The sequence below is a fragment of the Burkholderia thailandensis E264 genome (assembly GCF_000012365.1).
GTDB lineage: Bacteria > Pseudomonadota > Gammaproteobacteria > Burkholderiales > Burkholderiaceae > Burkholderia > Burkholderia thailandensis.
Window position 1 is genome coordinate 3432529 of the sequence record NC_007651.1, and the last position, 18386, is coordinate 3450914.

Here is an 18386-nt window from a genome sequence, read left to right on the forward strand (position 1 = left end):
CCGGGCGGTCTCGGGTTATCGTCTTTTTGGGCTGGTCTCGTCTCGCGCAACCCGCGCGCTGGGCTTACCCTTAACCCTTCTGGCGGTCGCCCGCCCCTTTCATCCGATACTCGGCGCTCTTCGCGTGCGCCTGCAATCCTTCGCCGTACGCGAGCTCGGACGCGATCTCGCCGAGCGTGTGCGCGCCTTCGGCGCTCACCTCGATCAGGCTCGAGCGCTTGAAGAAATCGTACACGCCGAGCGGCGACGAGAAGCGCGCGGTGCGCGACGTCGGCAGCACGTGATTCGGGCCCGCGCAGTAATCGCCCAGGCTTTCGCTCGTGTAGCGGCCGAGGAAGATCGCGCCCGCGTGGCGGATCTGCTTGCCCCATTGGTGCGGCTCGAGCGCGGATATCTCGAGATGCTCGGGCGCGATGTCGTTCGCGATCTTGCACGCCTCGGCCATGTCGCGCACCTTGACGAGCGCGCCGCGCCCCTCGAGCGACGCGCGAATCACGTCCTGGCGCGGCATCGTCGGCAGCAGCTCGTCGATCGCCTTCTCGACGCGCTCGATGAACGCGTCGTCCGGGCACAGCAGGATCGATTGCGCGAGCTCGTCGTGCTCGGCCTGCGAGAACAGGTCCATCGCGACCCACGACGGATCGGTCGTGCCGTCGCACAGCACGAGGATCTCGGACGGCCCGGCGATCATGTCGATGCCGACCGTGCCGAACACGCGGCGCTTGGCCGACGCGACGTACGCGTTGCCCGGCCCGCAGATCTTGTCGACGGCGGGCACCGTTTTCGTACCGTACGCGAGCGCGGCGACCGCCTGCGCGCCGCCGATCGTGAACACGCGGTCGACACCGCCCAGAAGCGCCGCGGCGAGCACGAGATCGTTCTTCACGCCGTCCGGCGTCGGCACGACCATCACGATCTCGCCGACGCCCGCGACGCGCGCCGGAATCGCGTTCATCAGCACCGACGACGGATACGCCGCCTTGCCGCCCGGCACGTACAGCCCGACGCGGTCGAGCGGCGTCACCTTCTGGCCGAGCACGGTGCCGTCGGCTTCCGTGTACTGCCAGCTATGGCTGCCGCACTCGATCTTCTGCTTCTCGTGGTAGCCGCGCACGCGCGCGGCCGCCGCCTCCAGCGCCGCGCGGCGCTTCGGCTCGAGGCCCTCGAGCGCCGCCTCCAGCGCGTCCTGCGGCAGCTCGAGCGCCGCGACGCTTGCCGCGTTCAGCCGGTCGAAGCGATTCGTGTACTCGAGCACCGCGGCGTCGCCGCGCGCCTTCACATCGGCGAGGATCTGCGCGACCGAGCGCTCGATCGCGTCGTCTTCGCTCGCCTCGAACGCGAGCACCGCACGCAATTCGGCCGCGAAGCCTGCGCTTGCCGAATCGAGTTTGCGTATCTTGATAGCCATGCTGTCATCCGTTCCGGTAATGCGCCGAAAGCCGCAAGGTCAGGCACCGCCGCCCTGCGACGCGCGTTCGAACGCGTCGAGGAACGGCTTCAGCGCGGCGCGCTTCAGTTTCAGCGCGGCCTGGTTCACGACGAGGCGCGACGAGATCGGCATGATCTCCTCCACCTCGACCAGATTGTTCGCCTTCAGCGTGCCGCCCGAGCTGACGAGGTCGACGATCGCGTCGGCCAGGCCGACGAGCGGCGCAAGCTCCATCGAGCCGTACAGCTTGATCAGGTCGACGTGCACGCCCTTCGCCGCGAAGTGCTCGCGCGCCGTTTCGACGTACTTCGTCGCGACGCGCAGCCGCGCGCCCTGGCGCACCGCATTCGCATAATCAAAACCGGCCGGCACCGCAACCGACATCCGGCAGCGCGCGATGTTCAAATCGATCGGCTGATACAGCCCGCCGCCGCCGTGCTCGAGCAGCACGTCCTTGCCGGCGACGCCGAAGTCGGCCGCGCCGTACTCGACGTAGGTCGGCACGTCGGTCGCGCGCACGACGATCACGCGCAGGTTCGGATCGGTGGTCGGCAGGATCAGCTTGCGCGAGCGCTCAGGGTCCTCGGCCACGGTCACGCCCGCCGCCGCGAGGAGCGGCACGGTTTCCTCGAAGATACGCCCTTTCGACAGCGCCAGCGTCAGCGGTGCGGTCATGCTTCGCTCCCTGAAATGCGGCGCACGTTCGCGCCGACGGCCGTCAGCTTCGTCTCCATCCGGTCGTAGCCGCGGTCCAAATGATAGATGCGCTCGACGAGCGTCTCGCCTTGCGCGCAAAGACCGGCGATCACGAGGCTCGCCGACGCGCGCAGGTCGGTCGCCATCACGCTCGCGCCCGAGAGCTTCGGCACACCCGTGACGAGCGCCGCGTTGCCGTCGACCGCGATGTTCGCGCCGAGGCGGTTCAGCTCCTGCACGTGCATGAAGCGGTTCTCGAAGATCGTCTCGATCACCTGCGCCGAACCCTCCGCGACCGCGTTCAGCGCCATGAACTGCGCCTGCATGTCAGTCGGAAACGCCGGATATTCGGACGTGCGGATCGCGACCGCGCTCGGCCGGCGGGCCATCCGCACGCGCAGCGTGTCGGCGCCCTCGTCGATCGTCGCGCCCGCTTCGCGCAGCTTGTCGATCACCGCGTCGAGGATGCCCGCGCGCATGCCGGTCAGCGTCACGTCGCCGCCCGCCGCGGCGACCGCGCACAGGAACGTGCCCGCCTCGATCCGGTCCGGGATCACCGCGTGCGTCGCGCCGTGCAGGCGTTCGACGCCCTGGATCACGAGCCGGTCGGTGCCGATCCCGTCGATCTTCGCGCCCATCGCGACGAGCAGATGCGCGAGGTCCGTCACTTCCGGCTCGCGCGCGGCGTTCTCGATCACCGTCTCGCCGTCGGCGAGCGTCGCCGCCATCAGCAGGTTTTCCGTGCCCGTCACGGTGATCATGTCGGTAACGATGCGCGCGCCCTTCAGGCGCTTCGCGCGCGCCTCGATGTAGCCGTGCTCGATGCGGATCTCGGCGCCCATCGCCTGCAACCCCTTGATGTGCTGGTCGACGGGCCGCGCGCCGATCGCGCAGCCGCCCGGCAGCGACACCTTCGCATAGCCGAAGCGCGCGAGCAGCGGGCCGAGCACGAGGATCGACGCGCGCATCGTCTTCACGAGCTCGTACGGCGCGACCGGATTGTCGACGCGCGACGCGTCGAGCACGACGCGCGCGCCGTCCGTCTCCTCGCGCATGCCCATCTGGGCGAGCAGCGCGAGCGTCGTGCGCACGTCCTTCAGGTCCGGCACGTTGTCGAGACGCACGGGCTCCGCGCTCAGCAGGCCCGCGCAGAGGATCGGCAGCGCGGCGTTCTTCGCGCCCGACACGGCGATCTCGCCGGCGAGGCGCCGGCCGCCCTCGATCACGAGCTTGTCCGTGCCATGCGCGTGCGCTTCCCGATTGCCGGCTGGGGTTGCCGTGGCGACGCGCTCGACGGCGTCGCGTTCGTTGACGGTGACTTGCACTGACTGTTTCCGTTTATGCGTTCTGCCATTCGGCGGGCGTCAGCGTCTTCATGCTGAGCGCGTGGATTTCCTGCTTCATGCGGTCGCCGAGCGCCGCATAGACGAGCTGATGCCGCTGGATCGGCCGCTTGCCCTCGAACGCGGACGACACGATCGTCGCGAAGAAATGCTGGCCGTCGCCCTCGACTTCCAGATGCGTGCAGGCAAGGCCCGCCTCGATGTATTGCTTGACCAGTTCGGGAGTCGGCAACATGAAATGCTCCTGTCAGTACGCGCTAGGCCGCCCGGCGCGCGTTCGGCGCGCGCGGCAAGGCGGCGGCGAACGCGGCGGGCGACCGTCGTTTCATATCAATGACGCAGTTTGTAGCCGGTGGCGAGGAGCCGCATCGCGATCAGCGCGAGCAGCACGAAGAAGCCGGCGACGACCGAAAGGCTCGCGAGCGGGTTCACGTCGGCGACGCCGAAGAACCCGTAGCGAAAGCCGTCGATCATGTAGAAGAACGGGTTGAGCCGCGACACCTCGCGCCACACGGGCGGCAGCGAATGCGTCGAATAGAACACGCCCGACAGGAACGTGAGCGGCATGATGAGGAAGTTCTGGAACGCGGCGAGCTGATCGAACTTCTCGGCCCAGATTCCGGCGATGAGACCCAGCGTGCCGAGGATCGCCGAGCCGAACAGCGCGAACGCGACGATGTAGACGGGCGCGGCGAAGCTCATCGGAATGAACCAGATCGTGACGACGAACACCCCCGCGCCGACGGCGAGCCCGCGCACGACGGACGCGAGCACGTATGCGCCGAAGATGTCCGCGTACGACAGCGGCGGCAGCAGCATGAACACGAGGTTGCCCGTGATCTTCGACTGGATCAGCGACGACGAGCTGTTCGCGAACGCGTTCTGCAGCACGCTCATCATCACGAGGCCGGGCACGAGGAAGCTCACGTACTCGACGCCCGGATACACGTCGACGCGGCCCGTCAGCGCGTGGCCGAAGATCGTCAGATAAAGGAGCGCGGTGACGACGGGTGCGAGCACCGTCTGGAACGACACCTTCCAGAACCGCAGGATTTCCTTGTAGAACAGCGTGCGAAACCCGCTCATGCCACCCCCTCGATCACGTCGGCGCCGCTCATCACCTGCACGAACACATCCTCCAAATCGGCCTTGCGGATCTCGATCTCATCGAAGCCGCAGCCGGCCGCGCGGCATAGCGACAGAATCCGCTCGACCTCGTCGTAATCGGTGATCCGCAGCAGATGCTCGGGCTCCGCGGCGGGCGCGGGCTCGGCCTCGAGTGCGCGCAGCTCGGCGGGCAGCGCGCCGCCCGACAGCCGCACGAACAGTTGCAGCCCCGAGAAGCGCTGCAGCAGCGCGCGCGTGCGGTCGAGCGCGACGACTTCGCCGCGCCGGAGCATCGCGATGCGGTCGCACAGCGATTCGGCTTCTTCGAGATAGTGGGTGGTCAGCACGATCGTGTGGCCTTCGCGATTCAGGCGCGAAATGAACTTCCAGAGCGTCTGGCGCAGCTCGACGTCGACGCCCGCCGTCGGCTCGTCGAGCACGATCACGGGCGGCCGGTGCACGAGCGCCTGCGCGACGAGCACGCGCCGCTTCATTCCGCCCGACAGCGCGCGCATGTTCGCGTCGGCCTTGTCGGTGAGATCGAGGTTCGCCATCACCTCGTCGATCCAGTCGTCGTTGCGGTGCAGCCCGAAGTAGCCGGACTGGATGCGCAGCGTCTCGCGCACCGTGAAGAACGGATCGAACACGAGCTCCTGCGGGACGACGCCGAGCGCGCGCCGCGCGGCCCGGAAATCCTTGACGACGTCGTGGCCGCGCACCGCGATGGTGCCTTCGTCGGCGCGCGCGAGGCCGGCGAGAATGCTGATGAGTGTGGTCTTGCCTGCGCCGTTCGGGCCGAGCAGACCGAAAAACTCGCCCTCCTCGACCGACAGGCTGACGCCCTTGAGCGCCTGAAGCGACTTGTAGCGCTTCTTGACGTGACGGATTTCTATGGCTGACATGACTGAGCGCGGCACGACGGCCGCAGCACCTTGTTTATGCTCGATGCGAAAGGGGGAAATGGGGACCGTTCGGCAGTCCCGCAAAACGGTTGATTATAGGGCAAACCGGCGAGACCGGCCGGCGCGGGGAACCCGGAGTCGAAGCCCGGACGCGCGATGCGCGTCGCGAAGGCGTTGAGCCGCGCTTTTGCGTGCTCTTGCGCGCACCGGCCGCCCCGGCCAGGCCGGAGCCGGCGCGCGTGCCATGGATCAACCAAGCGGGGGAAGGCCCGCAAACGGCACGCGGCGGCCGCGGGCGAGCCCGGACGCGAGCGTCAATGTCGCCCGGAGAGAAGCGTGTCGACGCCGTACGCCTGCGCGAGGCTCGCGAGCTTCGGCGGCAGGTTGACGATGTCGAGCGTCACGCCGCGCGCACGCGCGGCGCGCTGCCACGCGAGCAGCACCGCGAGCGCCGACGAATCGAACTGCGCGAGCGCGCCGCACTCGACGGCGGTCGCGCCCGCCTCGATGCGCGCGAGCCCTTGCGCGAGCGCGGCCTTCGCGCTCGCATGGGTCAGCGCCGCGCCGGCGTCGAAGCTGCTCACGATGCCTGCTTGCCCGAGGCAAGCTGCTGGTTGCGCTCGGTCAGGAACTGGATCAGACCGTCGACGCCGCTTTGCTGGATCTTCTCGTTGAACTGCTGCTGGTAGGTCTGGATCAGCCATGCGCCCAGCACGTTCAGGTCATAGACGCGCCAGCCCTGCGTCGTCTTGTACAGGCGGTAGTCGATCTGCACCGGCTGGCCGTTGTTCATCGCGACCGTGCGCACGACGACGTCGGTGGCATCCGCATCGGCGCGGAACGGCGGGTACTGGATCTGCTGATCCGGCTTCAGTTGCGCGAGCGCGCCCGAATAGGTGCGGATCAGCAGTTGCTTGAACTGCTCGATCACCTGCTGCTGCTGAGCGGGCGTCGCGGTGCGCCAGTTGCGGCCCATCGCGAGCTGCGTCGTGCGGCGGAAATCGGTGTACGGCAGGATGTCCTTGTTGACGATCGTCATGATGCGGGCGATGTCGCCCTGCTTGATCGTCTGCGTGCGCACTTCGTCGAGCACCTGCTGCGTCGCGGACTTGATGAGCGCCTGCGGGTTCGACTGGTCGACCTCCGCATGCGCGACGGCCGCACCGAACGAGAACAGCGCAGCAAAGACGGGGATCAGAAACAGTTTCTTCATAGGTATGACCTGCTTGTGTGAGTCGATGCCAGACTTGGAACCATCGACGGCGGCGCAAGTTCTCGCCGGCCGCCGTCAGAATCGTTTCCGGCTGTAACCGATGTAAGCGCCGGATCAGTGCAGCCGGATGCTCGGCCAATGGATGCCGCCCGGCGACGGCGGCACGACCTGCTGCGCCGGCACGTTCGTCGCGCTGCTCGGGTTCGGCGCCGAGGCCGCGGCCGGTGCAGCCACGGCCGGCGCGCCCGATGCCGCCGGCGCCGCGGCCGCGCCGCTCGCGGGCGCCGCGGCGCCCTCCTCCGGCATCTCGTAATTCGGCGGCGGCGCTTCGTTGCCGTAATCCGGCAGGTTCGACTGCGCCCCCGCGCCACCGCCGATCAACGCCTGACGGCGCTGCAGGTACGCGTTGCGCACGAACGAATACTTGTCGATCGCGGCCGCCTCGAGCACGTCGCCCGCGCCCAGCAGGTTCGCGCGCGTGTTCACGAGGTTCAGGCCGAACAGGCCCCAGCTCACGCTGTCGGGCCGCACGTAGGTGAGCGGGTTGCCCGCGTAGTCGACGGCGAGGCCCGCCGTGTCGCGCACGGTGCTCGGGCCGAGCAGCGGCAGCACGAGGTACGGGCCGCTCGGCACGCCGTAGTGGCCGAGCGTCACGCCGAAGTCGTTCGCGTGCTTCGGCAGCTTCGCGAGCGTCGCGACGTCGAACAGGCCGCCCACGCCGAACACCGTGTTGATCACGACCCGCATGATATCGCCGACGCCGTCGGCGATCTTCAACTGCACGAGGTTGTTCGCGGCGATGTAGACGTCGCCGATGTTCGAGAAGAAGTTCGTCACGCTGTCGCGCATCGGCTGCGGCACCGCCCACTGGTAGCCGCGCGCGACCGGCTTGAGCGCGTACTGGTCGACCTTGTCGTTGAACGTGTACATCGTCCGGTTGAAGCCTTCGAACGGATCGCCCTTCGTCGGCGTCTGGACCGTCGCGCAACCGCTCAATGCCGCGGCGGCCGTGACCGCCAGCACCGCTTGGCTGATGCGGATCGTCTGCATGATGTTCTTCCCCTCGCTTCTTCTCTCGTATGCCGCTCGCGCGGCGTTCAATGTGCCGCCGCGCCCGACGCGGCCGGCGCGGGCGCGCCCGACGCGGCGGCCGGCTTCGCGCCGCCCGCGTCCGCGGCCTTGCTGTAGAGGAACTGGCCGATCAGGTTCTCGAGCACGATCGCCGACTGCGTCATCGTGATCGTATCGCCCGCCTTCAGCATTTCCGTGTCGCCGCCCGGATCGAGGCCGATGTACTGCTCGCCGAGCAGGCCCGACGTCAGGATCTTCGCCGACGAATCCTTCGGAAACTGGTACTGCTTGTCGAGATCGATCGTGACGAGCGCCTGGTAGGTGTTCGTGTCGAAGCCGATCGTCTTCACGCGCCCGACCACGACGCCCGCGCTTTTCACGGCCGCGCGCGGCTTCAGGCCGCCGATGTTGTCGAACTTCATCTTCACCGCGTAAGTCGGCTGAAACGACAGCGAGCTCATGTTGCCGACTTTCAGCGCGAGAAACAGCAACGCGAGAAATCCCAACACTACGAAGAGGCCGACCCAGAAGTCGAGAGCAGTCTTTTTCATCGTCATCCCAGAAAAGGCTTAGCTGAACATCAACGCGGTCAGCAGGAAATCGAGGCCGAGCACGGCAAGCGACGCGTACACGACTGTCTTGGTCGTCGCGTGCGACACGCCCTCGGGCGTCGGCTTCGCTTCGTAACCCTGAAACAGCGCGATAAACGTGACGGCGAAGCCGAACACGACGCTCTTGATCACGCCGTTGCCGACGTCGGCCCACACTTCGACGCCGCCTTGCATCTGCGACCAGAACGCGCCGGGATCGACGCCGATCAGGAGCACGCCGACGACGTAGCCGCCGAGCACGCCGACCGCGCTGAAGATCGCCGCGAGCAGCGGCATCGCGATGACGCCCGCCCACATCCGCGGCGCGATCACGTTCTTCAGCGGATCGACCGCCATCATCTCGAGCGCGGTCAGTTGCTCGCCCGCCTTCATCAGGCCGATCTCGGCCGTGAGCGACGTGCCCGCGCGGCCCGCGAACAGCAGCGCCGACACGACGGGGCCGAGCTCGCGCACGAGCGACAGCGCGACGAGCAGGCCCAGCGCCTGCTCGGAGCCGTAGCGGTTCAGCGTGTAGTAGCCCTGCAGGCCGAGCACGAAGCCGACGAACAGGCCCGACACGGCAATGATCACGAACGAATAATTGCCGAGGAAGTGGATCTGCTTCGTGACGAGCCGTGGCCGCCGCAACAGTGAAAAGAATTCGAGCACGACGCGCACGAACATCCGGGTCGCATAGCCCGTGCGCTCGAGTCCGCCGATCACGAAACGCCCGATCGCGCTGATCATCTGCGCCCTCCGCCAAGTCCGAAGTCCGCCGCGAGCGGCTGGCTCATGTAGTGAAATTTGAACGGGCCGTCCGGCGCGCCGTCGATGAACTGGCGCACGCTCGGATCGGTCGACGCACGCAGCTCGTCGGGCGTGCCCTCGGCCAGCACGCCGCCGTTCGCGAGGAAGTACACGTAATCCGCGATCGCGAACGATTCCGGCACGTCGTGCGTGACGAGGATCGACGTCGCGCCGAGCGCATGGTTCAGCGTGCGGATCAGGTTTGCGGTGATGCCGAGCGAAATAGGGTCGAGGCCCGCGAACGGCTCGTCGTACATGATGAGCTGCGGGTCGAGCGCGATCGCCCGCGCGAGCGCGATGCGCCGCGCCATCCCGCCCGACACCTCGGACGGCATCAGCTCGCGCGCGCCGCGCAGGCCGACCGCGTTGAGCTTCATCAGCACGAGATCGCGGATCAGCTCTTCGGGCAGATCCGTGTGCTCGCGCAGCGCGAACGCGACGTTGTCGTACACCGACATGTCGGTGAAGAGCGCGCCGAACTGAAACAGCATGCCCATCTTGCGGCGCAGCGCGTAGAGGCCCTCGCGCGTCTGCGCGCCGACATCGGCGCCGTCGAACAGCACCTGGCCGCGGCGTGCGCGCACGAGCCCGCCGATCAGGCGCAGCACGGTGGTCTTGCCGCAGCCTGAACCGCCCATCACCGCGACCACCTGGCCGCGTGCGAAGCGCATGTTCAGGTTCGACAGGACGAGACGCTCGCCGTAGCCGAAATCGACGTCGCGAAGCGCCAGCAGGGACTCGGAGGAGGAGCTCACGGAGCGGACAATCCTTATACGCAGAACGCCGAATTATAGGGCCTGCATCGGAATGATGTCGTGAAGGCTTCTCAGGCGCCCCAGTCAGAGATTGTCAAATTATCGTCCGAAGTTTTTCTGCATTGCAACAATCGCTTCCCGGTAATCGGCCGCTGCCGTGATCGCGCTGACGACGGCCGCGCTGCCGACGCCCGCCGCCAGCACCGCGCCGAGTGTGTCGACAGTGATTCCGCCGATCGCGACGAGCGGCGCCTGCGGCCCCGCGAAGCGCGCATAGCGCGCGAGCCGCGCGAGGCCCTGCGGCGGCGCGGCGACCGCCTTCGTCGCGGTCGCGAACACCGGGCCGAGCGCGAGATAGCTCGGCTTCAACTGCAACGCGACGAGCATTTCGTAATAGCCGTGGCTCGACAGGCCGAGCCGCACGCCGGCCTGCGCGATCGCTCGAAGCTCGGCGGTCTCGAGATCCTCCTGGCCGAGGTGGATGCCGTACGCGCCCGCGTCGAGCGCGAGCCGCCAGTGATCGTTGATGAACACGCGCGCGTCCGGATGACGGCGGCCCGCGGCGACGGCCCGCTCGACCTCCGCGCGCAGCGCGTCGGGCGACGCGTCCTTCACGCGCAGCTGCACGGTCCGCACGCCGCAGTCGAGCACGCGCTCGACCCATTCGGCGCTCGGCAGCACCGGATACAGGCCGAGCCGCTGCGGACACGGCGGGAACGCGGGCTCGGGCGCGGCCGGCACGCCGAGCACGCGCGGAAAGCGCGCCGGATCGACGGGCCACGGATCGTCGCCGCGCGCCTCGTCACCGTCCCGCCACGCGAGCGCGAGCACGAGCGCGTCGGGCGCGGCGAAGCCGCAATCGAGAAAGGCGGCGAGCGCCGCGATCCAGTCGTCGGCGAGCGGCGCGCGCGAAGCGAGCGCGTGGCGCGCCGCGCCCGTATGGAGCGTCGCCGATACGTCATCGATGACGATCGCCTGCGCGCCCGCCGCGGTCAGCCGCGCGATGTGCACGTCGGCGTCGCCCGCGGCGGCGACCCACAGGTCGCCCGCGCGCGGATGCTCGGGCGGCGCGAGGCAGATTCGCGTGCGCGCATCGGGCCGCGGCCACACGCCGAGCGCCGCGCGGATCCGCTCGGCGGCCTCGGAGAGTTCGTCCGCGGGCGGCCAGAACGCGTCGGGCAGCGCGGCGCTCATGCGTGGCTCCCGTCCTGGTGCCAGAACGGCATGCCGACGACGGGCGTGCTCGCATGCGCGCTCTCGCGGGCATCCATCGGCCCCGCGAGATACGCGGCGCGCCCCGCGTCCACGCCCTGCGCGAACGCGCGCGCCATGATCTCCGGATGCGTCGCCTGCGATACGGCCGTGTTCAGCAGCACGCCGTCGAAGCCCCACTCCATCACCTGGCACGCATGCGACGGCACGCCAAGCCCCGCGTCGACGATGAGCGGCACGTCCGGCAGCCGCTCGCGCAGCACGCGCAGCCCGTACGGGTTCACGACGCCCTTGCCGGTGCCGATCGGCGCGCCCCACGGCATCAGCGCCTCGCAGCCGGCGTCGAGCAGGCGCCGGGCGATCACGAGATCCTCGGTGCAGTACGGCAGCACCTTGAAGCCGTCCTTCACCAGCAGCGCCGCCGCTTCGATCAGGCCGACCGGGTCCGGCTGCAACGTATAGTCGTCGCCGATCAGCTCGAGCTTGATCCAGTCGGTCTCGAACACCTCGCGCGCCATCTGCGCGGTCGTCACAGCCTCGGCGATCGTCTGGCAGCCCGCCGTGTTCGGCAAGAGCGGCACGTCGTGGCGCTTGAGCAGATCGAAGAAGCCGGCCTCGGCCGCGCCGGCGTTCATCTGGCGCCGCAGCGCGACCGTCACCATCCCCGGCCGCGCGGCCGCGATCGAATCGGACAGCGACTGCAGCGACGGATAGCGCGACGTGCCGAGCAGCACGCGGCTCGCGAAGGTTTGGCCGTGCAGCGTGAGCGTATCGGCGGAGGAAAGGAGCGTCATCGGAAGATCCTGTGGAAACGGGGTGCGGGGACGATGCGGGTACGCCGGCGCGTCAGCCGCCCGCGACCGGATGCACGATGTCGAGCTTGTCGCCCGCGGCGAGCGCGCGCGCCGCATGCTGCGTGCGCGCGACGAACGCGCCGTTGACCGCGACCGCGAACGGCGGCCGCGCGCCGTATGCGGCGAGCGCGTCGGCGAGCGTCGCGCCTTCGGGCAGCGAGAGCGTCTGCTGGTTGACCTGAATGTCCATGGTGACTGTCGATTGATCGGATTTGATCGGATTAGAGCGAATCGTCCCGGGCGCTCATGCGGACGCGTGCGCCGCGCGGTGCTGCAGCAGCGCCGGCCAGCGTGCGTCGCGCCGCCAAGCGGCGAACGTGTCGGCGTCCTTCACGGTGCGCTCGATGAGCGCCTGCGCGAAGCGGGCCGCGGTATCGGCGACTTCCGGCGCGATCATGAAGCCGTGCCGGTACAGGCCGTTGACCGCGAGCGTCGCGCCGCCGTCCCAGACGAGCGCCGGACGATGGTCCGGCAGCGTCGGCCGGCATTGCGCATTCAGTTCGAGAATACGCGCTTCGCCGAACGCCGGATGCACGGAGAACGCGGCGCTCAGCAGCTCGAGCGCCGAGCGCACGCTGACAGGCGACATGTCCTCGCCCTCGATCTCGGTCGCGCCGATCACGTAGAGATCGTTCTCCTTCGGCGCGACATAGAGCGGATAGCGCGGATGCAGCAGCCGCACGGGCCGCGTCAGGCCGATGCCGGGCGCATGCACGCGCGCAACTTCGCCGCGGATTCCGCGCAGCGTCGGCATCTGCGCTTTCGCGCCGAGTCCGCGGCAGTCGATCGTCACACGCGCGGCAGGCGCCGCATCGGGCGCCACGGCGACGTTCCAGTGCGCGTCGACGCGGCGCTCGGCGAGGCCCGCGGCGAGCGCGTGCAGCACCTGGCGGTTGTCGAGCTGGCCCTCGCGCGGCAGCAGCAGGCCGTGCGCGAAGCGCCCGGCGAGCGCCGGCTCGGCCGCGTCGACCTGCGCGCCCGCGAGCGCGACGAGCCCGCCGTCGAGCAGTTCGGCGCCCGCGTTCGCGCGCACGCGGCGCTCGAAGAGCGGCGCTTCCGCGCGGTCCGCGTGATGCCAGACGACAAGCGTGCCGTTGCGCTGGAAGAACACGGGCTCCGGCAGCTCGGCAAGCCAGCCCGGCCAGAGATCGAACGACGCGACGCCGAGATCGGTGATGAAGCGCTCGGCGCTCGCGGCCTCGGCGAGCGGCGCGAGCATCGCGGCCGCGACCCACGCGGCCGAGCCGGAGCCCGCCGCGTCGCCGCGCTCGTAGAGCGACACGCGGTGGCCCGCGCCCGCGAGGCGCCACGCGATCAGGCGGCCGACGAGGCCGCCGCCCAGCACCGCGAAATCGGGTTCAGACGCACGCATGTTCATCGCATCCGTCCGTCGCATTCGTCACCGGGAAACGGCTCGCAGCGGGAGCCGGGAAAGCCGCCGCGGCCGACGGCTCGCAGCGACGCAAAAGAACTGAAGATTGCACGGTCATCGATACCTTCCGCCACGCGCGAAGTTGCGCACTCAAAAGGACGAAACCGGCAACTAAGGCCGGCCGGGACCGTGATGCGCGCGGCTCGCCGAAACGACGGCGGCGGGCATGGCCCGGCGGGATCGGAAACTTCCCGCGCCGGTATTACCCGGATCGGGTGCGAAGGGTCTCTCTCAGCCTCGCCGCGCATCCGGCCCTGCCGATCCGGCAGGCCGGGGCGCGCGAAGCACCCCTGTTTCGTCGGCGGTCATTAGACCATAAAAGCGGAAACGGCCGCAAACCTCGCGCTGCGGCAAATTCGCCCGGCGCGCGGCGGCGCTGGCACAATGCCGCTGGGAACCGGCGCGCGGGCGGCATCGCCGCCGCGCGCCGGGCCGATGCCGTTCCCGGCGTTAAGCGCCGTTTAAGGCATGCTCGCCAGAATCCGCGGCACGCGTGCCGCGTGCGGCGCCGAACGGACGCGCCGGGCGCGGCGTGCACGTTGGCTCGGCGTCGCCGGCCTCACATCAGGAAGCTCATGACTCAATCGACGCAAGCCCTCGCCCCCGTCCCGGACGATCCGACGCAATCCCCGCCCCCGGTATCCACGTGGAGCCTCATCAAGCCCTATTGGGTTTCCGAGGAGTGGAAGGTCGCATGGGGATTGCTCGTCACGATCGTCGCGATCAACCTTACGCTCGTGTGGATCAACGTGCGGATCAACTCGTGGAGCGCGTCGTTCTACAACGCGCTCCAATCGAAGGACGTGCGCGACTTTCCGAGCCTGCTGATCACGTTCGCCGTGCTCGCATTCGCGTTCATCATCCTCGCGGTCTACGGCCTTTATCTGCGGCAGATGCTCGGCTTTCGCTGGCGGCAGTGGCTCACGACGCGCTTCCTGAACGAATGGCTCGGCGATCGCAACTTCTACCGGATCGAGCGCGACCGGCTCGCCGACAACCCCGACCAGCGGATCTCGGACGACTTGCAGTCGCTCGCGTCGACGACGCTGTCGCTGTCGCTCGACCTGCTGTCGACGGTCGTCACGCTGATCTCGTTCGCGACGATCCTCTGGTCGATCGCCGGCGCGGCGACGATCTCGCTCGGCGGCCACGCGATCACGATTCCCGGCTACATGGTGTGGGTCGCGATGGTCTACGCGATCGCGGGCTCGTACGTGATGCACCGCTTCGGCCATCCGCTCGTGTCGATCAACTACCAGCAGCAGCGCGTCGAGGCGGACTTCCGCTTCAGCCTGATCCGCATCCGCGAGAACGCCGAGCAGATCGCGTTCTACAACGGCGAACCCGTCGAGACCGCGCACGAGCAGAACCTGTTCCAGCGTATCCGCGAAAACTGGTGGCGCGTGATGCGCTACACGAAGCGGCTCACGTTCGTGCTGAACTTCTACGCGCAACTCGCGAGCCTCTTTCCGATCGCGGTCGCCGCGCCGCGCTACTTCGCGGGCGCGTTCACGTTCGGCGTGCTGATGCAGATCAGCCGCGCGTTCGGCACCGTCAGCGATTCGTTTTCATGGTTCATCAACAGTTACGGCACGCTCGCCGAGTGGCGCGCGACCGTCAACCGTCTGCGCGAATTCAAGCGCGTGATGGGCGCGTCGCATCTGAAGGAAGCGATGTCGCCCGCGACCGAGCACGGCGGCATCAACCTGCACTACGTCGATGCGCAGCAGATCACGACATCGGGCCTGAAGCTCGCGCTGCCGAACGGCGCGGCGCTCGCGTCGATCGGCGACGTCGCGATCGAGCCCGGCTCGCGCTGGCTCGTGCGCGGGCCGTCCGGCTCCGGCAAGAGCACGCTGATGCGCGCGCTCGCGGGCCTCTGGCCGTTCGGCGACGGCGCGATCGACGCGCCCGTCGCCGCGCGAATGATGTTCGTCCCGCAGCAGAGCTATTTGCCGATCGGCACGCTGAAGGCGGCGCTCGCGTACCCGTCGGCCGTCGACGCGTTCAGCGACGACGCATGCCGCGACGCGTTGCGCGCGTGCGGTCTCGCCGACTATGTCGAGCGGCTCGGCGAGACGGGCCACTGGACGCGCATCCTGTCGCCCGGCGAGCAGCAGCGCCTCGCGGGCGCGCGCGTGCTGCTGCACAAGCCCGACTATCTGTTCCTCGACGAGGCGACGAGCGCGCTCGACGCGGACAACGAGGCGCGCCTCTACCGGCTCTTCGACGAACGGCTGCCGAAGGCGGCGATCGTCAGCATCGCGCATCGCGAATCGGTCGCGTCGTTTCATCAGCAGACGCTCGACGTGCGCCGCGACGAAGCGCGCGTGGCCGCGTGAGCGCCGCGCGCGAGCGCGTCGTGCTGATCGCGGGCGCGGGGATCGGCGCGACGCTCGCCGCGCGGCTCGCCACGCTCGACATCGCGCCGATGCCGCAAGCGCGTGGCGCGGACGAAGCCGCGCGCCACGCGCGCGTCGCATGGTCGGCAGACGTACGGGGCACGACAGCGCGCCGTGCGCGCGCCGGTTGATGACCGACGCGAGACGCCGCAGCCCCTGCCGGCCGCTTCACTGGCCGATCGAGCGCAAGATGGAAGGAAATCGCGCGACGCGCGGGCTCGGTGGTTCCGCGGCCGCGTCGAGCGCGGCGAACGCGCCCGTCACCGCCCGCTGGACTCGCGCCGCGCTCACTCCGGCAGCGCCGCCGCCGCGAGCACCCGATGCTCGGCGCCCGTGCGCGCGAGGACGCTCTCGTAGAGCGTGAGCGTTTCGAAGCGCAACGCGAGCGGCTCGCGGCCCGCCGCGCCGTTCGCGCCATCGATCGTCACGCGATGCGCGTCGCGAGGAAATCGCGCGATCGTCACATGCGGCTTGAACGCGCGGCTATCGGGCGGCAGGCCGAGCTCGGCGAGCGCACCGGCCACGCGCTCGCCGAGCGCGAGCAATTGCTGCTGCGGCGCGAGCTCGGCGACGACGAGCCGCGCGTGCGCGGTGCTCGGCCAGCACACGACGCGCTCGACGTCGACGGGCGGCACCGCCTCGACGGCCGCGAGCCCGGCAAGACGCGCGCCGAGCTGCTCGCTTTTCACCCGCTCGATCGCGCCGAGAAACGCGATCGTCACGTGCAACTGATCGCGCCGCGTGCGGCGCGCGCCGGCGGCGACGGGCAGCGCGGCAAGCGCGTCGCGCGACGCCGGATCGAGCGTCAGCGCGACGAAGCAGCGCAACCGGCCGCCCGCCATCGTCACCGCGCGGAGCCGACCGGCCCCGCGGCCCGAGCCGCATCGACACCCGGCGCGCGCCCCGCCGCGAGCTTGTCGCCCTGCGGCAGCGGCCCGTGCTCGCCCCACACGTCGTCCGGAAGCACCTTCGCGAGCGCGGGAATCGTCTTGCGGGTGAACACCGGATCGGCGACGCCCGCCGCGCGCTGGCGCTGATAATCGCGCCACGCGGCATGCGCATACTTGCCGAGCATCAGGATCGCGATCAGGTTGATGAGCGCCATCAGCCCCATGCTAGTATCGGCCATCGCCCACACGAGCGGCAGTTGCCCGACGCTGCCGAACATCACCATCCCGAGCACCGCGAGCCTGAACACGAAAAGCGCGCCGCGCCGGCTCGTGACGAATCCGACGTTGCCTTCCGCATACGCGTAGTTGCCGATCACTGAAGAAAACGCAAGGAAGAAGATCGCCACCGCCATGTAGATGCCTCCCCAGTCGCCGACGTGGCTCGAGATCGCGCGCTGCGTGAGCGCCGCGCCTTCCATCGACGTGCCCGGCTCGTATTGCCCCGACAACAGGATCACAAACGCGGTCGCGCTGCAGATCACGATGGTGTCGACGAACACGCCGAGCATCTGGATCAGCCCCTGCGTGACCGGATGCCGCGTGCTCGCGGTCGCGGCCGCGTTCGGCGCGCTGCCCATCCCGGCTTCGTTCGAGAACAGGCCGCGCTTCACGCCGATCGACACCGCCTGGCTCACCGCGTATCCGGTCAGGCCGCCCGCCGCCTGATCGAGGCCGAATGCGCTCTTCACGATCAGCACGATCATCTCCGGCACGAGCGCTACGTGCGTCGCGACCGCGTAGACCGCGAGCGCGAGGTAGCCGATCGCCATCACGGGCACGATCACCTGCGCGACGTGCGCGATCCGGCGAATGCCGCCGAAGATGATCGGCGCCGTCAGCGCGACGAGCGCGAGCCCGACCGCGGCGCGGCTCACGCCGAACGACGTGTTGAACGCCTCGGCGATCGCGTTCGCCTGCACCGCGTTGAACACGAAGCCGAACGCGAGGATCAGCGACAGCGAGAACAGCACGCCGAAGCCGCGCGAGCGCAGCCCGATCTGGATGTAGTAGGCGGGACCGCCGCGATACGTGCCGTCATGATGCGACACCTTGAAGATTTGCGCGAGCGTCGCCTCGACGAACGCGGACGACATCCCGACGAGCGCCGTCATCCACATCCAGAAGATCGCGCCCGGGCCGCCCACCGTCATCGCAACCGCAACGCCCGCGATGTTGCCCGTGCCGACGCGGCTCGCGAGCCCGGTCGCGAACGCCTGGAACGACGAGATGCTGCCCGGTTCGCCCTTGCTGCCGACGAGGCGCATGCTGAGAAACAGCGCACGCAACTGGATCATCCTGAAGCGCAGCGTGAACCACGCGCCGGCGCCCAGCAGCAGCGCAATCAGCACGTAATTCCAGAGAATGCCGTTGATCCCGTCGATCAACGTGTGCACAAAGCCTTCCATCCATCATCTCCTGATTTGGGGTCGGATTATGTATTGATTCCGGTCATAGCCGGCCGAGGGCCGACATGATATGACAGGTTGCCCCAACTCTTACAAAATGAAATTTTTGCGGAGGAAGATGAAAGGATGCGCCTTGGGCGGCACGTTGCGCGTGTGTCGCCATCGCGAACCGCCCGATGCTTGCGATGCGCGTCGCGGCAAAGCGTCCGCGCATAAA

General features: G+C 68.8%; 20 protein-coding genes and 1 riboswitch. Of the genes, 2 read left to right on the top strand and 18 right to left on the bottom strand.

Annotated features, from left to right (window positions below; translation table 11 throughout):
- Window positions 1-70: 70 nt before the first annotated feature.
- The 16 genes from hisD to BTH_RS27520 form a co-directional block, all read right to left on the bottom strand.
- Window positions 71-1408 carry a histidinol dehydrogenase gene (hisD, locus tag BTH_RS27445; RefSeq protein ID WP_009888528.1) on the bottom strand — a complete coding sequence of 446 codons (1338 nt, stop codon included), beginning with the start codon at window positions 1406-1408 and terminating at the stop codon, window positions 71-73.
- Between the two features lie 39 nt (window positions 1409-1447).
- Window positions 1448-2104 carry an ATP phosphoribosyltransferase gene (gene hisG, locus BTH_RS27450; RefSeq protein ID WP_009888527.1) on the bottom strand — a complete coding sequence of 219 codons (657 nt, stop codon included), beginning with the start codon at window positions 2102-2104 and terminating at the stop codon, window positions 1448-1450.
- On the bottom strand, window positions 2101-3450 hold the full coding sequence (murA, locus tag BTH_RS27455; RefSeq protein WP_009888526.1) for a UDP-N-acetylglucosamine 1-carboxyvinyltransferase: 1350 nt from the start codon (window positions 3448-3450) through the stop codon (window positions 2101-2103). Before murA ends, hisG begins: the two co-directional genes overlap by 4 nt.
- A 13-nt stretch (window positions 3451-3463) precedes the next feature.
- Window positions 3464-3703, bottom strand: coding sequence for a BolA family protein (locus tag BTH_RS27460; RefSeq protein WP_004199917.1), 240 nt, complete (start codon window positions 3701-3703; stop codon window positions 3464-3466).
- A gap of 95 nt (window positions 3704-3798) precedes the next feature.
- Window positions 3799-4554 (bottom strand): ABC transporter permease, encoded by a 756-nt coding sequence (locus BTH_RS27465; protein WP_009888522.1) that lies wholly within the window; start codon window positions 4552-4554, stop codon window positions 3799-3801.
- On the bottom strand, window positions 4551-5477 hold the full coding sequence (locus tag BTH_RS27470) for an ABC transporter ATP-binding protein (RefSeq protein ID WP_009888520.1): 927 nt from the start codon (window positions 5475-5477) through the stop codon (window positions 4551-4553). The genes BTH_RS27465 and BTH_RS27470 overlap by 4 nt, the downstream gene beginning before the upstream one ends.
- A gap of 314 nt (window positions 5478-5791) precedes the next feature.
- On the bottom strand, window positions 5792-6061 hold the full coding sequence (locus BTH_RS27475) for an STAS domain-containing protein (protein ID WP_009888518.1): 270 nt from the start codon (window positions 6059-6061) through the stop codon (window positions 5792-5794).
- Window positions 6058-6690: an MlaC/ttg2D family ABC transporter substrate-binding protein gene (locus BTH_RS27480; RefSeq protein ID WP_009888516.1), complete on the bottom strand. Its 633-nt coding sequence runs from the start codon at window positions 6688-6690 to the stop codon at window positions 6058-6060. The genes BTH_RS27475 and BTH_RS27480 overlap by 4 nt, the downstream gene beginning before the upstream one ends.
- 114 nt (window positions 6691-6804) lie before the next feature.
- Window positions 6805-7740 carry an MlaA family lipoprotein gene (locus BTH_RS27485; protein WP_009888514.1) on the bottom strand — a complete coding sequence of 312 codons (936 nt, stop codon included), beginning with the start codon at window positions 7738-7740 and terminating at the stop codon, window positions 6805-6807.
- 47 nt (window positions 7741-7787) lie between these two features.
- A complete protein-coding gene (gene mlaD, locus BTH_RS27490) occupies window positions 7788-8318 on the bottom strand; it encodes an outer membrane lipid asymmetry maintenance protein MlaD (protein ID WP_009888512.1) in 531 nt (176 codons plus the stop codon).
- Window positions 8319-8330: 12 nt separating this feature from the next.
- A complete protein-coding gene (gene mlaE, locus BTH_RS27495) occupies window positions 8331-9098 on the bottom strand; it encodes a lipid asymmetry maintenance ABC transporter permease subunit MlaE (RefSeq protein WP_004199929.1) in 768 nt (255 codons plus the stop codon).
- Window positions 9095-9913, bottom strand: coding sequence for an ABC transporter ATP-binding protein (locus tag BTH_RS27500; RefSeq protein ID WP_009888506.1), 819 nt, complete (start codon window positions 9911-9913; stop codon window positions 9095-9097). Before BTH_RS27500 ends, mlaE begins: the two co-directional genes overlap by 4 nt.
- A 99-nt stretch (window positions 9914-10012) precedes the next feature.
- Complete coding sequence (gene thiE, locus BTH_RS34085; protein WP_009888505.1) at window positions 10013-11107, bottom strand: thiamine phosphate synthase; 1095 nt, start codon at window positions 11105-11107, stop codon at window positions 10013-10015.
- Window positions 11104-11919 carry a thiazole synthase gene (locus BTH_RS27510; RefSeq protein WP_009888503.1) on the bottom strand — a complete coding sequence of 272 codons (816 nt, stop codon included), beginning with the start codon at window positions 11917-11919 and terminating at the stop codon, window positions 11104-11106. The genes thiE and BTH_RS27510 overlap by 4 nt, the downstream gene beginning before the upstream one ends.
- Window positions 11920-11971: 52 nt before the next feature.
- A complete protein-coding gene (thiS, locus tag BTH_RS27515; protein WP_009888501.1) occupies window positions 11972-12169 on the bottom strand; it encodes a sulfur carrier protein ThiS in 198 nt (65 codons plus the stop codon).
- A 54-nt stretch (window positions 12170-12223) separates the two neighbouring features.
- A complete protein-coding gene (locus tag BTH_RS27520; RefSeq protein WP_009888499.1) occupies window positions 12224-13357 on the bottom strand; it encodes an FAD-dependent oxidoreductase in 1134 nt (377 codons plus the stop codon).
- Between the two features lie 225 nt (window positions 13358-13582).
- Window positions 13583-13713: riboswitch (TPP riboswitch) on the bottom strand.
- Between the two features lie 273 nt (window positions 13714-13986).
- Between BTH_RS27520 and BTH_RS27525 the strand changes: the two genes are divergently transcribed.
- Window positions 13987-15753 carry an ABC transporter ATP-binding protein/permease gene (locus BTH_RS27525; RefSeq protein ID WP_009888497.1) on the top strand — a complete coding sequence of 589 codons (1767 nt, stop codon included), beginning with the start codon at window positions 13987-13989 and terminating at the stop codon, window positions 15751-15753.
- On the top strand, window positions 15750-15944 hold the full coding sequence (locus BTH_RS27530; RefSeq protein ID WP_009888495.1) for a hypothetical protein: 195 nt from the start codon (window positions 15750-15752) through the stop codon (window positions 15942-15944). Before BTH_RS27525 ends, BTH_RS27530 begins: the two co-directional genes overlap by 4 nt.
- A gap of 156 nt (window positions 15945-16100) precedes the next feature.
- Here BTH_RS27530 and thpR read toward each other — a convergent pair whose 3' ends face one another.
- Together thpR and BTH_RS27540 are read right to left on the bottom strand one after the other, a co-directional pair.
- Complete coding sequence (gene thpR / locus BTH_RS27535; RefSeq protein WP_025404123.1) at window positions 16101-16661, bottom strand: RNA 2',3'-cyclic phosphodiesterase; 561 nt, start codon at window positions 16659-16661, stop codon at window positions 16101-16103.
- On the bottom strand, window positions 16658-18169 hold the full coding sequence (locus BTH_RS27540; RefSeq protein WP_009888491.1) for an alanine/glycine:cation symporter family protein: 1512 nt from the start codon (window positions 18167-18169) through the stop codon (window positions 16658-16660). Before BTH_RS27540 ends, thpR begins: the two co-directional genes overlap by 4 nt.
- Window positions 18170-18386 lie beyond the last annotated feature (217 nt).

Bases quoted from the DNA above. Each gene is read 5' to 3' on its own strand.
- thiE (WP_009888505.1), bottom strand. From the start codon at position 11,107: ATGAGCGCCGCGCTGCCCGACGCGTTCTGGCCGCCCGCGGACGAACTC.
- hisG (WP_009888527.1), bottom strand. From the start codon at position 2,104: ATGACCGCACCGCTGACGCTGGCGCTGTCGAAAGGGCGTATCTTCGAG.
- BTH_RS27520 (WP_009888499.1), bottom strand. From the start codon at position 13,357: ATGAACATGCGTGCGTCTGAACCCGATTTCGCGGTGCTGGGCGGCGGC.
- BTH_RS27485 (WP_009888514.1), bottom strand. From the start codon at position 7,740: ATGCAGACGATCCGCATCAGCCAAGCGGTGCTGGCGGTCACGGCCGCC.
- BTH_RS27510 (WP_009888503.1), bottom strand. From the start codon at position 11,919: ATGACGCTCCTTTCCTCCGCCGATACGCTCACGCTGCACGGCCAAACC.
- hisD (WP_009888528.1), bottom strand. From the start codon at position 1,408: ATGGCTATCAAGATACGCAAACTCGATTCGGCAAGCGCAGGCTTCGCG.
- BTH_RS27465 (WP_009888522.1), bottom strand. From the start codon at position 4,554: ATGAGCGGGTTTCGCACGCTGTTCTACAAGGAAATCCTGCGGTTCTGG.
- mlaE (WP_004199929.1), bottom strand. From the start codon at position 9,098: ATGATCAGCGCGATCGGGCGTTTCGTGATCGGCGGACTCGAGCGCACG.
- BTH_RS27470 (WP_009888520.1), bottom strand. From the start codon at position 5,477: ATGTCAGCCATAGAAATCCGTCACGTCAAGAAGCGCTACAAGTCGCTT.
- BTH_RS27540 (WP_009888491.1), bottom strand. From the start codon at position 18,169: ATGGAAGGCTTTGTGCACACGTTGATCGACGGGATCAACGGCATTCTC.
- BTH_RS27525 (WP_009888497.1), top strand. From the start codon at position 13,987: ATGACTCAATCGACGCAAGCCCTCGCCCCCGTCCCGGACGATCCGACG.
- mlaD (WP_009888512.1), bottom strand. From the start codon at position 8,318: ATGACGATGAAAAAGACTGCTCTCGACTTCTGGGTCGGCCTCTTCGTA.
- BTH_RS27480 (WP_009888516.1), bottom strand. From the start codon at position 6,690: ATGAAGAAACTGTTTCTGATCCCCGTCTTTGCTGCGCTGTTCTCGTTC.
- thiS (WP_009888501.1), bottom strand. From the start codon at position 12,169: ATGGACATTCAGGTCAACCAGCAGACGCTCTCGCTGCCCGAAGGCGCG.
- BTH_RS27460 (WP_004199917.1), bottom strand. From the start codon at position 3,703: ATGTTGCCGACTCCCGAACTGGTCAAGCAATACATCGAGGCGGGCCTT.